The sequence below is a fragment of the Streptococcus sp. F0441 genome, assembly GCF_000314775.2.
GTDB lineage: Bacteria > Bacillota > Bacilli > Lactobacillales > Streptococcaceae > Streptococcus.
Genome location: NZ_KB373321.1, coordinates 87686 through 100812, shown reverse-complemented (window position 1 = coordinate 100812; position 13127 = coordinate 87686). Strand labels below are relative to the sequence as shown.

13 protein-coding genes and 2 pseudogenes are annotated in these 13127 nt (G+C 43.2%); all 15 read left to right on the top strand.

Annotation, left to right across the window (positions count from 1 at the left end; all coding sequences use genetic code 11):
- Entirely contained in the window at positions 1 to 1443 is a 1443-nt protein-coding gene (gene purF / locus HMPREF9188_RS00480; RefSeq protein WP_009729530.1) for an amidophosphoribosyltransferase, read from the top strand.
- 211 nt (positions 1444 to 1654) lie between these two features.
- The gene (gene purM / locus HMPREF9188_RS00475; protein WP_009729529.1) at positions 1655 to 2677 is read left to right on the top strand and encodes a phosphoribosylformylglycinamidine cyclo-ligase; all 1023 of its coding nucleotides are present in this window, start codon (positions 1655 to 1657) and stop codon (positions 2675 to 2677) included.
- Entirely contained in the window at positions 2674 to 3219 is a 546-nt protein-coding gene (purN, locus tag HMPREF9188_RS10360; protein ID WP_000717477.1) for a phosphoribosylglycinamide formyltransferase, read from the top strand. Before purM ends, purN begins: the two co-directional genes overlap by 4 nt.
- Positions 3220 to 3234: 15 nt before the next feature.
- Positions 3235 to 4782: a bifunctional phosphoribosylaminoimidazolecarboxamide formyltransferase/IMP cyclohydrolase gene (gene purH, locus HMPREF9188_RS00465; RefSeq protein ID WP_009729528.1), complete on the top strand. Its 1548-nt coding sequence runs from the start codon at positions 3235 to 3237 to the stop codon at positions 4780 to 4782.
- Positions 4783 to 4903: 121 nt separating this feature from the next.
- Positions 4904 to 6166: a phosphoribosylamine--glycine ligase gene (gene purD / locus HMPREF9188_RS00460; protein WP_000772179.1), complete on the top strand. Its 1263-nt coding sequence runs from the start codon at positions 4904 to 4906 to the stop codon at positions 6164 to 6166.
- Positions 6167 to 6567: 401 nt separating this feature from the next.
- The gene (purE, locus tag HMPREF9188_RS00455; RefSeq protein ID WP_000805596.1) at positions 6568 to 7056 is read left to right on the top strand and encodes a 5-(carboxyamino)imidazole ribonucleotide mutase; all 489 of its coding nucleotides are present in this window, start codon (positions 6568 to 6570) and stop codon (positions 7054 to 7056) included.
- Positions 7043 to 8134: a 5-(carboxyamino)imidazole ribonucleotide synthase gene (purK, locus tag HMPREF9188_RS00450; protein WP_000099006.1), complete on the top strand. Its 1092-nt coding sequence runs from the start codon at positions 7043 to 7045 to the stop codon at positions 8132 to 8134. Before purE ends, purK begins: the two co-directional genes overlap by 14 nt.
- A gap of 1 nt (position 8135) precedes the next feature.
- Positions 8136 to 8399, top strand: a complete 264-nt coding sequence (locus HMPREF9188_RS00445) for a hypothetical protein (protein ID WP_002931759.1) — start codon at positions 8136 to 8138, stop codon at positions 8397 to 8399.
- 20 nt (positions 8400 to 8419) lie between these two features.
- A pseudogene (locus HMPREF9188_RS00440) lies at positions 8420 to 8646 on the top strand (phosphoribosylaminoimidazole carboxylase).
- Positions 8647 to 8649: 3 nt separating this feature from the next.
- Complete coding sequence (locus HMPREF9188_RS00435; protein WP_025168973.1) at positions 8650 to 9342, top strand: aspartate/glutamate racemase family protein; 693 nt, start codon at positions 8650 to 8652, stop codon at positions 9340 to 9342.
- 2 nt (positions 9343 to 9344) lie between these two features.
- A pseudogene (locus HMPREF9188_RS10705) lies at positions 9345 to 9440 on the top strand (phosphoribosylaminoimidazole carboxylase); the annotation flags it as partial.
- Between the two features lies 1 nt (position 9441).
- The gene (locus HMPREF9188_RS00425) at positions 9442 to 10620 is read left to right on the top strand and encodes a DUF262 domain-containing protein (RefSeq protein ID WP_000444515.1); all 1179 of its coding nucleotides are present in this window, start codon (positions 9442 to 9444) and stop codon (positions 10618 to 10620) included.
- Entirely contained in the window at positions 10617 to 11366 is a 750-nt protein-coding gene (locus HMPREF9188_RS00420; RefSeq protein WP_000064904.1) for a hypothetical protein, read from the top strand. The genes HMPREF9188_RS00425 and HMPREF9188_RS00420 overlap by 4 nt, the downstream gene beginning before the upstream one ends.
- 160 nt (positions 11367 to 11526) lie before the next feature.
- A complete protein-coding gene (locus tag HMPREF9188_RS00415; RefSeq protein ID WP_000614684.1) occupies positions 11527 to 11754 on the top strand; it encodes a hypothetical protein in 228 nt (75 codons plus the stop codon).
- Between the two features lie 68 nt (positions 11755 to 11822).
- On the top strand, positions 11823 to 13121 hold the full coding sequence (gene purB, locus HMPREF9188_RS00410; protein ID WP_009729525.1) for an adenylosuccinate lyase: 1299 nt from the start codon (positions 11823 to 11825) through the stop codon (positions 13119 to 13121).
- The last annotated feature ends 6 nt before the right edge of the window (positions 13122 to 13127 follow it).

Here is a 13127-nt window from a genome sequence, read left to right as displayed (position 1 = left end):
ATGACATACGAAATAAAATCTCTTAATGAAGAATGTGGTGTTTTCGGTATCTGGGGTCATCCAGATGCTGCCAAATTGACCTATTTTGGACTCCACAGTCTTCAGCACCGTGGTCAGGAGGGGGCAGGAATCCTCTCCAATGACCAAGGGAAATTGAAGCGCCATCGTGATATGGGTCTTCTTTCAGAAGTCTTCAGAAATCCTGCTAATTTGGATAAATTGACAGGAACTGGTGCGATTGGGCATGTGCGTTATGCGACTGCTGGCGAGGCTTCTGTGGATAACATCCAGCCCTTCCTCTTCCGTTTTCACGATATGCAGTTTGGCTTGGCTCATAATGGGAACCTAACCAATGCAGCATCCCTCAAGAAAGAACTAGAGCAAAGAGGAGCTATTTTCAGTTCAACTTCGGACTCGGAAATCTTAGCTCATCTCATTCGCCGTAGTCACAACCCTAGTTTGATGGGGAAAATCAAAGAAGCACTCAGCCTGGTCAAAGGTGGTTTCGCCTACATCTTGATGTTTGAGGATAAGTTAATTGCAGCCCTTGACCCAAACGGCTTCCGTCCTCTTTCTATCGGAAAAATGGCTAATGGAGCAGTTGTCGTTTCCTCTGAAACTTGTGCTTTTGAAGTTATTGGTGCAGAGTGGATTCGCGATGTGAAGCCAGGGGAAATTGTCATTATCGATGATAATGGCATCCAGTATGATAGCTACACAAATGATACTCAGTTGGCGATTTGTTCTATGGAGTATATCTACTTTGCCCGCCCTGACTCTAATATTCATGGGGTCAATGTCCATACGGCTCGTAAGAGAATGGGAGCGCAACTAGCCCGTGAATTCAAGCATGAAGCGGATATTGTGGTCGGTGTGCCCAACTCTTCACTCAGCGCAGCCATGGGCTTTGCGGAAGAATCCGGTCTACCAAATGAAATGGGCCTCATCAAAAACCAATATACGCAACGAACCTTTATCCAGCCGACTCAAGAATTGCGCGAGCAAGGTGTTCGGATGAAGCTATCTGCCGTTTCGGGTGTTGTTAAAGGCAAACGTGTGGTTATGGTGGATGATTCTATTGTTCGCGGGACAACCTCTCGCCGTATCGTTCAACTCTTGAAAGAAGCAGGTGCGACAGAAGTTCACGTTGCCATTGGTAGCCCTGCGCTAGCTTATCCATGCTTCTACGGGATTGATATCCAGACGCGTCAGGAGCTGATTGCTGCTAATCATACGGTTGAAGAGACTTGTCAAATCATTGGTGCGGATAGCCTGACTTATCTTTCGATTGATGGCTTGATTAATTCTATCGGGATTGAAACAGATGCGCCAAATGGTGGGCTTTGCGTCGCTTACTTTGACGGCGACTACCCAACTCCTCTCTACGACTATGAAGAAGAATATCGAAGAAGCTTGGGTGACAAGACCAGTTTTTACAAATAGACGACAGATCCTCTATTAAAGAAAAGGAATAAAAAATGACAAATAAGAATGCTTATGCTCCACGTCTCACTACTGACTAAAAGCTAAAGCATTTGTCAGTAGACGCTTTCCCCTATGGGACCAAAGCTAGAGCCCTGACTAGTATTTTTAGATAAAATAATTGTTTATCTAAAAATACGTCGCACTCTTCTCAAAGAAAAGGAATATAAAAATGACAAATAAGAATGCTTATGCTCAATCTGGTGTGGATGTTGAAGCGGGTTATGAAGTTGTTGAGCGGATCAAAAAGCACGTGGCGCGTACGGAGCGTGCGGGTGTCATGGGAGCTCTTGGTGGTTTTGGTGGCATGTTTGACCTTTCAAAAACAGGAGTCAAAGAGCCCGTATTGATTTCGGGGACTGACGGTGTCGGGACCAAGCTCATGTTGGCTATCAAGTACGACAAGCATGACACGATTGGGCAGGACTGTGTAGCCATGTGTGTCAACGATATCATCGCTGCAGGTGCGGAGCCCCTCTATTTCCTCGACTATGTGGCGACAGGGAAGAATGAACCAGCTAAGCTAGAACAAGTGGTCGCTGGTGTGGCAGAAGGCTGTGTGCAGGCTGGTGCTGCCCTCATCGGTGGGGAAACGGCTGAAATGCCTGGTATGTACGGCGAAGATGACTATGACTTGGCTGGATTTGCGGTTGGTGTGGCTGAAAAATCCCAAATCATTGACGGTTCAAAGGTGGCAGAAGGTGATGTTCTTCTCGGACTTGCTTCAAGTGGGATTCACTCCAATGGTTACTCACTCGTTCGTCGTGTCTTTGCCGACTACACAGGCGAAGAAGTCTTGCCTGAGTTGGAAGGCAGAAAACTGAAAGATGTCCTTTTGGAACCAACTCGTATCTACGTTAAAGCTGTTCTGCCACTCATCAAGGAAGGCTTGGTAAACGGTATTGCCCACATCACAGGTGGTGGTTTCATCGAGAATATCCCTCGTATGTTTGCAGACGATCTAGCAGCAGAAATCGAAGAAGATAAAGTTCCAGTTCTTCCGATTTTCAAAGCCCTTGAAAAATACGGTCAGATCAAGCACGAAGAAATGTTTGAAATCTTCAATATGGGTGTGGGCCTCATGTTGGCAGTTAGCCCTGAAAATGTAGGTCGAGTCGAGGAATTGCTGGATGAACCAGTCTATGAAATTGGTCGCATCGTCAAGAAAGAAAACGAAAGTGTCATCATCAAATGAAAAAAATAGCGGTTTTTGCCTCTGGTAATGGCTCAAATTTTCAGGTGATTGCCGAAGAATTTCCGGTGGAGTTTGTTTTTTCAGACCATCGTGACGCCTATGTGCTGGAACGTGCAGACAAGCTCGGCGTCCTGTCCTATGCTTTTGAACTCAAGGAGTTTGAGAACAAGGCGGACTACGAAGCAGCTCTTGTCGAGCTCTTGGAAGAACACCAGATTGACTTGGTTTGTTTGGCGGGTTATATGAAAATCGTCGGCCCAACCTTATTGGCGGCTTATGAAGGTCGAATTATCAACATTCATCCGGCCTACCTGCCAGAATTTCCAGGAGCTCATGGGATTGAGGATGCTTGGGATGCTGGTGTCGCTGAGAGTGGCGTGACCATTCACTGGGTGGACTCCGGTGTGGATACAGGCAAGGTCATCAAACAAGTTCGTGTGCCAAGGCTCGCTGATGATGACATCGAAAGCTTTGAAGCTCGCATTCATGAGGCTGAGTACAAGTTGTATCCAGAGGTTATTAGAGAATTGTTGGATAAGTAAATGAAAGGAAATAACATGACTAAACGCGCCTTAATCAGCGTCTCAGACAAAGTGGGCATTGTTGAATTTGCCCAAGAACTTAAAAAACTTGGTTGGGAGATTATCTCGACAGGTGGGACAAAGGTTACCCTTGATAATGCTGGTGTGGAGACCATTGCAATTGATGATGTGACGGGCTTCCCAGAAATGATGGATGGCCGTGTCAAGACCCTTCACCCAAATATCCATGGTGGGCTCCTCGCTCGTCGTGATCTCGATAGCCACCTTGAGGCGGCTAAGGACAATCAGATCGAGCTCATTGACCTTGTTGTGGTCAACCTTTATCCTTTCAAGGAAACGATTCTCAAACCAGATGTGACTTACGCTGATGCGGTGGAAAATATCGATATCGGTGGGCCATCTATGCTTCGTTCAGCAGCGAAGAACCATGCCAGCGTGACAGTTGTGGTAGACCCTGCTGACTATGCAGTGGTTTTGGACGAATTGGCAGCAAATGGTGAAACGACTTATGAAACTCGTCAACGTTTGGCAGCCAAGGTTTTCCGTCACACAGCAGCTTATGATGCCTTGATTGCAGAGTATTTCACAGCTCAAGTTGGAGAAAGCAAACCTGAAAAGCTCACTTTGACCTACGACCTCAAGCAACCAATGCGTTATGGGGAAAATCCTCAACAGGATGCGGACTTCTATCAAAAAGCTTTTCCAACGGATTACTCAATTGCATCAGCGAAACAGCTCAATGGTAAGGAATTGTCCTTTAACAATATCCGTGATGCTGATGCGGCTATCCGTATCATTCGTGATTTTAAAGACCGTCCAACTGTTGTGGCCCTCAAACATATGAATCCATGTGGAATCGGTCAGGCTGATGACATCGAAACTGCTTGGGATTACGCTTATGAGTCTGACCCAGTGTCTATCTTTGGCGGAATTGTCGTCCTTAATCGTGAGGTGGATGCTGCGACAGCTGAGAAGATGCACGGCGTTTTCCTCGAGATCATCATCGCACCGAGCTATACAGATGAAGCGCTGGCCATTTTGACCAACAAAAAGAAAAACTTACGTATCCTTGCCTTACCATTTGATGCTCAAGATGCTAGTGAGGTAGAGGCAGAATACACAGGCGTGGTTGGTGGACTTCTTGTGCAAAACCAAGACGTGGTTAAGGAAAGCCCGGCTGACTGGCAAGTGGTGACCAAGCGCCAGCCGACCGAGACAGAAGCGACTGCTCTTGAGTTCGCTTGGAAAGCTATCAAGTACGTCAAATCAAACGGTATCATCGTGACTAATGACCACATGACACTTGGTGTTGGCCCTGGTCAAACCAATCGTGTGGCTTCTGTTCGTATCGCCATTGATCAGGCTAAAGATCGTCTTGATGGTGCTGTTCTTGCTTCCGACGCCTTCTTCCCATTTGCGGATAACGTGGAAGAAATCGCTAAAGCAGGTATCAAGGCCATCATCCAGCCAGGGGGCTCTGTCCGTGACCAAGAGTCAATCGAAGCGGCTGATAAATACGGCTTGACTATGGTCTTTACAGGAGTGAGACATTTTAGACATTAAGAACGTTAAAGGGAAGAAAACAGTTTCTTTCCTTTTTTTGATTAAAAGGCAGAACGAAACGAGATTAAAGCGAACGTTTGTGTTATAATATTAGTAAATAATTCGCAAAAGAGGTTGTAAGATGAAGCTGTTAGTTGTCGGTTCGGGTGGTCGTGAACATGCCATTGCTAAGAAGTTGCTTGAGTCAAAAGATGTTGAAAAAGTCTTTGTAGCTCCTGGGAATGACGGGATGACTCTAGATGGTCTGGAATTGGTAAATATCTCTATTTCCGAACATTCTGAATTGATTGAATTTGCAAAAGCCAACGATATAGCTTGGTCCTTTATCGGGCCAGATGACGCCCTTGCTGCTGGGATTGTGGATGATTTCAATGCAGCTGGTCTCAAAGCCTTTGGTTCGACAAGATTAGCAGCGGAGCTGGAGTGGTCCAAGGATTTTGCTAAGGAAATCATGGTCAAGTATGGCGTTCCGACAGCAGCCTATGGGACCTTCTCAGATTTTGAGGAAGCCAAGGCCTATATCGAAAAGCAGGGGGCGCCTATCGTAGTCAAGGCAGACGGTTTGGCCCTTGGGAAAGGTGTCGTCGTTGCTGAAACGGTTGAGCAAGCAGTCGAAGCTGCTCACCAGATGCTGCTGGATAATAAATTCGGCGACTCAGGTGCGCGTGTGGTTATCGAGGAGTTTCTTGAAGGTGAGGAATTCTCTCTCTTTGCCTTTGTCAATGGCGACAAGTTCTACATCATGCCAACGGCTCAGGATCACAAACGTGCCTATGATGGCGACAAAGGGCCTAACACTGGTGGTATGGGTGCCTATGCGCCGGTTCCTCACTTGCCACAGAGTGTAGTTGATACGGCAGTGGAGACTATTGTCAAGCCAGTCCTTGAAGGGATGATTAAAGAATGTCGCCCTTATCTGGGTGTCCTTTATGCCGGTCTTATCTTGACAGCTGATGGACCTAAGGTTATCGAGTTTAACGCTCGTTTTGGAGATCCAGAAACTCAGATTATCCTGCCTCGTTTGACATCTGACTTTGCACAAAATATTACGGATATCCTAGATGGTAAGGAGCCTGCTATTACCTGGCTAGATGAGGGTGTTACTTTGGGTGTGGTTGTCGCATCAAACGGCTACCCGCTGGATTATGCAAAGGGCCTAGAGTTGCCAGCCAAGACTGAGGGCGACATCATCACTTATTATGCAGGGGCTAAGTTTTCGGAAAATAGCAGAGCACTGCTCTCAAACGGTGGACGTGTCTATATGCTCGTCACCACAGCAGACACTGTAAAAGATGCCCAAAACACCATCTACCAAGAACTCGCTCAACAAAAAACAGAAGGTCTCTTTTACCGAACCGATATCGGAAGCAAGGCAATTCGATAAAGATATAAGAATAAAGCTACGAAGTCGCTAAGTACGATAATGGTCGCCGTGGTGAAAAGACCAGAACAGTGAATGTTCTGGTCGGGGAAAACTTTGAGACCCTAGGCTCAAAGTTTAGGAATGAAACCGAAGGTTTGCTTCCGTCCCCACCACCTAAGATCAGTATCAAAAAGAAAAATAAAAATTCACAAAATATGTTAATGGTCGTATGGTTTGCGAGCGTTAACGAGCCAATATAGAACAATCACCGCCGTTGTGAAAGAACGATTGGATTATAAGCCAATCGTTCAGGGAAATCGGAAGCCCAAGGTCTTCCGATTTAGGCATGAGACACCTTTGGTGGCTGCTGCCGTCCCTCACAACTTAAGGTGATTGAAAAAAGAAAGGAAAGGATATTAACTATGAAACCAGTAATTTCCATTATCATGGGCTCAAAATCCGACTGGGCAACCATGCAAAAAACCGCCGAAGTCCTAGACCGCTTCGGTATAGCCTACGAAAAGAAAGTTGTCTCTGCCCACCGTACACCTGATCTCATGTTCAGACATGCCGAAGAAGCTCGTAGCCGTGGCATCAAGGTCATCATCGCTGGTGCGGGTGGCGCAGCCCATTTGCCAGGTATGGTAGCTGCCAAAACAACCCTTCCTGTCATTGGTGTACCAGTCAAATCACGTGCTCTTAGTGGCGTGGACTCGCTCTACTCTATCGTTCAGATGCCGGGCGGTGTGCCTGTTGCGACCATGGCTATTGGTGAAGCAGGTGCGACAAATGCGGCTCTATTTGCCCTCCGTCTCTTGTCAGTAGAGAATCAGGCTATCGCGATAGCTTTGGCAGATTTCGTAGAAGAACAAGGAAAAATCGCAGAGGAGTCGACAAATGAGCTCATCTAAAACAATCGGAATTATCGGTGGCGGTCAGCTGGGTCAGATGATGGCTATTTCTGCCATTTATATGGGGCACAAGATTATCGCGCTGGATCCTGCGGCGGATTGCCCAGCCTCTTGCGTGGCGGAGATCATCGTGGCTCCTTATAATGATGTGGATGCCCTCCGTCAGTTGGCTGAGCGTTGCGATGTCCTGACTTATGAATTTGAGAATGTAGATGCTGACGGTTTGGATGCGGTTATCAAGGATGGACAACTCCCTCAAGGGACAGATCTGCTCCGCATTTCCCAAAATCGCATTTCTGAAAAGGACTTTCTTTCAAACAAGGCTCAAGTCACTGTGGCACCCTACAAGGTCGTGACTTCAAGCCAAGACTTAGCAGATATCGACCTCTCTAAAAACTATGTCCTCAAGACTGCGACCGGTGGCTATGATGGCCATGGTCAAAAGGTTATTCGCTCGGAAGTAGACTTAGAAGAAGCCTATGCGCTAGCGGATTCAGCAGACTGTGTTTTGGAGGAATTTGTCAACTTCGACCTTGAAATTTCTGTTATCGTGTCAGGAAATGGCAAGGACGTGACGGTTTTTCCGGTTCAGGAAAATATTCATCGCAACAACATTCTTTCAAAAACCATTGTCCCTGCTCGCATTCCAGCAAGCTTAGCAGAAAAAGCTAAAGCTATGGCAGTGCGAATTGCAGAACAGCTGAACTTGTCTGGAACCCTTTGCGTGGAAATGTTTGCGACTGCTGATGACATCATTGTCAATGAAATCGCCCCACGTCCACACAACTCAGGCCACTACTCAATTGAAGCTTGCGATTTTTCGCAGTTTGATACCCATATTCTCGGTGTTCTCGGAGCACCATTGCCAGCTATCCACCTGCATGGACCAGCTGTCATGCTCAATGTTCTCGGCCAGCATGTCGAGGCCGCTGAAAAATATGTCACAGAAAATCCAAGCGCCCACCTCCACATGTATGGTAAAATAGAAGCGAAGCACAACCGCAAAATGGGACACGTGACTTTGTTTAGTAAAGTGCCGGATAGTGTGGTTGAGTTTGGTGAGGGAATTGATTTTTGAAATGACAGAAGAATTTGATGAATTGCTAGATGATGAAATAACGACCGTAACACTGACTTATACGGACGATTTGATTGTTCCAGAGATTGCGGATAGAGAGGGGATTCATATTTTAGAGAGAGCTGGCAATCAGCTAGTCTTAGAATATTCTTGTTCCGTGAAGGAAGTTAAGGATTATCTGAGTAGTTACGGTCTGCCTAGACATCCTGAGAGAATTTCATTTGAATTTTCTATACATGAAGACTCAGAAAATGATAATCTTTAAAGCTAAATGGAGACCAGTTTATGATTCAAATTATTGTCAACGCTTTTGTGGAGGAAGGAAAAGAAATCGCCGTTGTGGAAGTGCTCTTTGCCAGTGCCGACCATGAAAAAGTAAAAGCCAATATCAGAAAATAAAGATTCAATATCCAAACAATTATCTGGCTATCTATGATTCGCCATTGGATACAGATCTAAGTAGCTTGCCACACTATTCGTCGGTTGTGATAAGCAAGGAGGAGTTTAATTAGCCTATTAAAACTATTGGTCTGATTGGTGGTATGAGTTGGGAAAGCACCACATCTTACTACCAAATCATCAACGAAACCATCAAAAAAGAGCTGGGTGGTCTGCATTCTGCTAAGATTCTACTTTATAGTGTTGATTTTGCAGAGATTGAGCATTATCAAGCAGTCGGAGACTGGGAGAAAAGCGGTCGACTTTTGGCAGATATTGCTCAGCGCTTGGAGCAAGCTGGTGCAGATTTCATCGTTATTTGTACCAACACCATGCACAAGGTTGCTCCGCAGATACAAGAGCAGATTACGATTCCAATCTTGCATATTGCGCAGGCAACTGCGCAGGCCTTGTTGGCTGACGGTATTCAAAAAGTCGGTCTCCTAGGGACCAAGTACACCATGACTCAAGATTTTTACAAGGAGAAATTAATAGAGTCTGGGTTAGAAGTGCTGATTCCAGATCAAGCTGGCATTACAGAGGTTAGTCGAATTATTTATGACGAACTTTGCCTAGGGAACATCAAAGAAAGCTCAAAACAGGTTTATCTTGCCATTATAGATGAATTGAAAAAAGCAGGCGCTGAAGCTGTTATCTTGGGGTGTACGGAGATTGGTCTCCTCGTCAAGCAATCCGACACTGACCTGCCTCTCTACGACACAACAGTGATTCATGCAGAGAAAGCGGCGGAGTGGGCGGTAAATAAATGATTATAGAAGACAAGCACAACCGTAGGGTAGGGCATATAACTTTGTTTAGTGATGTGCTAAATAGTGTGGTTGAGTTTGGGAAAGGGAAGGAGTTTTAGTATGGAGAGTAAAGTGTACTATGGTGAATATACTTTAGAACATTGGATGAATTTAATTTTGAAAAAAAATATCATTCTTCCAGATTATCAGAGATTATTTGTTTGGGATAAGGAGAAAACAGAGAAACTAATTGAGAGTATACGAAAAAATGAATTTGTACCACCAGTTACTATTGGTTCTTATGATAAGGGAGATGAACGAGAAAATTTAATTTTAGATGGGCAACAACGTTTGACTAGTATTTTTCTTAGCTTCTTAGGTATTTTTCCGAATAAAGAAAAATATAAAAAGAAAATTTCAAACTTGATTGATGATAATGATTCAGAAATAGATATTGATGAGTTTGATAATATTTTAGAGTGGTCGTTGAAGAAGTTAACGGAGAAAGGTAACAGCAAAGAACAAATACTTTCACAGATTAAAAAAGATAATTATGATGAAATTTCAGAAATTAGTTTAGAATTTTTACGTTCACATTATCTTGGTTTTTGTTATCTTGTCCCACAAGTTACGGGTGGTGAAAGTGTTGATGAGTTTTACTCTGAACAGCAAAGATATTATTCTTCTGTGTTTAGAAACATAAATATTCAAGGTGAAACATTACTTCCTCAGGAAAGTAGAAAATCACTATATTTTCTTAGAGATGGTCTGGTAGATTTTTTTGAACCAGAATTTAGTAAATCAATTAGAATTAATGATGCGCAAATGGATTTTGTTCGTTATATTGCTTTAATATCTCATTATAAAGAAAAAGTCAATATAAATAAGGTCGGTTATAGATATGCTCGAAGAATGGAAAAACTATATGAGGAATTCATTTACTTTGTTGCATATGGTGCAGATAGCGATTTATTTTCTCCATTACCAGACTATGTAACAGCAGAAGACTATTCAAATAAATTAGAAGAAGTTGGAAAATTTATGGAGGTTATAACTAATCAAATAGTTTTAAATTCAATTATTGATATAGATTTAGTTGCTTTTGGTTTGTTAAAGTATACTCTCTTTGAGAGTAAAAAGCTGGATATCAATTCTATAAATAATTTAGTTCTAGATTTGAAAGAAGAAATTCAATCATTTAAAAGTGACATGAAACATACAAAGAATCCAAATGCTTTGATGCATTTACGAAATAGAATTCAAAGTTCTTATGAGATTTACAGTAGGTATATAAAATGAGCAATCATGAAGCATTTATTTTTACTCCAATAACTACAGTCTTAGAAGAAGCGGTATCAGCGAGTTATGTGATTAATGATGGTGTTGAAACCTATCCTTTATCTGAGTATATTATTCATTCATTGTTTTTAAAGATGACTGGTTTCCAAGAGCAGAAAATGAAATGTATAGCATGGGAAATGGCTACATATGATTATGGGTATCGAAGAACTCTTCTAAAAAATGAAGATAAGTTGGCAGAGTATTCAAGTTATAAAGATAAGTCTGCTATCTATAAGCGCTTGAATGAACTAATAAAATCGGTAAAGGCATCTTATGATGTAAATCACCTATCAAAACAGCAATGGATTGATGAGTCGGTAGAAGCAATAAAAAAAATTTTTAGTAATTCGGTTTTAGTTACTTGGACGCAAAGGAAATATGATTATTTTGTGCATGATTTTAAAGTTGGGGAGGGACAGATTCTTACGAATAGTACAAAAATGTTCCAGCCTAAAGCACAAGTTTCTGCTAGTGTAGAAGTTGTTTTGGAGTCACAATATGAGGAACTATACAGAAATAGGAATAGGTTAGCTCATAATGCTTTGTCCTATCAAGAAAATTTACCATCTTTAAAATCTCTCCAAAAAGAGGATGACACATCTAGAAATTATTTCATCTGGTTCTTTATACTTGTTCTTATTGATAGAATATTTATGGAACTATTCAAGCTGTATTTAAAAGAATTGGAAGAAAATGATTTTTAACCGATTATATAGTTTATAAAAACTAAATAATGGTATTAGGGTTTACTTGAGTAAATCAAGAAGTACAATCCTTGATAGAATAAAATAAACAAAAAAGAAAGGAACAAGGATACTCGTATTTACTAAAACTGAATACGAGCTACGGACTTTATCAATTACTATGATACAAATTATCGTTGGCGCATTTATTGAAAAGGATAAGACTGGAGCAATTGTTGAAGTCTTGTTTGCTAGTGCTGACCAAGATAAGGTGCAAGCTAGATATAAAGAACTAGCTACACAATACCCTGAAAACTATTTAGCTATCTATGATCTACCGCTGGATACGGATTTGAATACAATAGATCACTATCCATCTGTATGGATTGGGAAAGAAGAGTTTGAGTAAAGTGATTGCTGGTTGCTAACTGATGTGAAATATCAAATGTGAAATATCAAAAGAAAGGAAAATTAAACATGATTGATAGATATAGCCGTCCTGAAATGGCGAACATTTGGAGTGAAGAAAATAAATACCGTGCTTGGCTTGAGGTGGAAATCTTGGCTGACGAGGCATGGGCTGAGTTGGGGGAAATCCCTAAGGAAGATGTGGCTTTGATTCGCGAGAAGGCGGACTTTGACATCGACCGTATTTTGGAGATTGAGCAAGAGACTCGTCATGATGTGGTGGCTTTCACGCGTTCGGTTTCTGAGACGCTTGGTGAAGAGCGCAAGTGGGTTCACTATGGCTTGACTTCTACCGACGTGGTGGATACGGCCTACGGTTACCTCTACAAGCAGGCCAACGACATCATCCGTCGTGACCTTGAAAACTTCACAAACATCATCGCTGATAAGGCTAAGGAACACAAGTTCACTATCATGATGGGACGTACCCACGGTGTGCATGCGGAACCTACAACCTTTGGTCTTAAATTGGCAACTTGGTACAGCGAAATGAAACGTAACATCGAGCGTTTCGAGCATGCGGCTGCTGGTGTAGAAGCTGGTAAGATTTCGGGTGCGGTTGGGAACTTTGCCAACATCCCACCATTCGTAGAGCAATATGTCTGCGACAAATTGGGTATCCGTGCTCAAGAAATCTCTACACAGGTCCTTCCTCGTGACCTTCACGCTGAGTACTTTGCGGTTCTTGCCAGCATCGCGACTTCTATTGAACGTATGGCAACGGAAATCCGTGGTTTGCAAAAGTCTGAGCAGCGCGAAGTGGAAGAGTTCTTCGCCAAGGGGCAAAAAGGGTCTTCAGCAATGCCTCACAAACGCAACCCTATCGGTTCTGAAAACATGACAGGTCTGGCGCGGGTTATCCGTGGCCACATGGTGACGGCCTATGAAAACGTGGCTCTCTGGCATGAACGTGACATCTCTCACTCGTCAGCTGAGCGTATCATCACACCAGATACGACCATTTTGATTGACTACATGCTCAACCGTTTTGGCAATATCGTCAAGAACTTGACAGTCTTCCCAGAAAACATGATCCGCAACATGAACTCTACTTTCGGTCTTATCTTTAGCCAACGTGCTATGTTGACCTTGATTGAAAAAGGCATGACGCGTGAACAAGCCTATGACTTGGTGCAACCAAAAACAGCCCACTCTTGGGACAACCAAGTAGACTTCAAACCGCTTCTCGAAGCAGATCCAGAAGTGACATCACGCCTCACTCAAGAGGAGATAGATGAAATCTTCAACCCTGCATACTACACCAAACGAGTGGATGATATCTTTGAACGTATCGGACTTGGTGACTAATCATAA

Coding starts and splice junctions, on each gene's coding strand:
- HMPREF9188_RS00425 (WP_000444515.1), top strand. CDS start 9,442: ATGGAGAGTAAAGTGTACTATGGTGAATATACTTTAGAACATTGGATG.
- purB (WP_009729525.1), top strand. CDS start 11,823: ATGATTGATAGATATAGCCGTCCTGAAATGGCGAACATTTGGAGTGAA.
- purK (WP_000099006.1), top strand. CDS start 7,043: ATGAGCTCATCTAAAACAATCGGAATTATCGGTGGCGGTCAGCTGGGT.
- purM (WP_009729529.1), top strand. CDS start 1,655: ATGACAAATAAGAATGCTTATGCTCAATCTGGTGTGGATGTTGAAGCG.
- purH (WP_009729528.1), top strand. CDS start 3,235: ATGACTAAACGCGCCTTAATCAGCGTCTCAGACAAAGTGGGCATTGTT.
- purD (WP_000772179.1), top strand. CDS start 4,904: ATGAAGCTGTTAGTTGTCGGTTCGGGTGGTCGTGAACATGCCATTGCT.
- purN (WP_000717477.1), top strand. CDS start 2,674: ATGAAAAAAATAGCGGTTTTTGCCTCTGGTAATGGCTCAAATTTTCAG.
- HMPREF9188_RS00415 (WP_000614684.1), top strand. CDS start 11,527: ATGATACAAATTATCGTTGGCGCATTTATTGAAAAGGATAAGACTGGA.
- HMPREF9188_RS00420 (WP_000064904.1), top strand. CDS start 10,617: ATGAGCAATCATGAAGCATTTATTTTTACTCCAATAACTACAGTCTTA.
- HMPREF9188_RS00445 (WP_002931759.1), top strand. CDS start 8,136: ATGACAGAAGAATTTGATGAATTGCTAGATGATGAAATAACGACCGTA.
- purE (WP_000805596.1), top strand. CDS start 6,568: ATGAAACCAGTAATTTCCATTATCATGGGCTCAAAATCCGACTGGGCA.
- purF (WP_009729530.1), top strand. CDS start 1: ATGACATACGAAATAAAATCTCTTAATGAAGAATGTGGTGTTTTCGGT.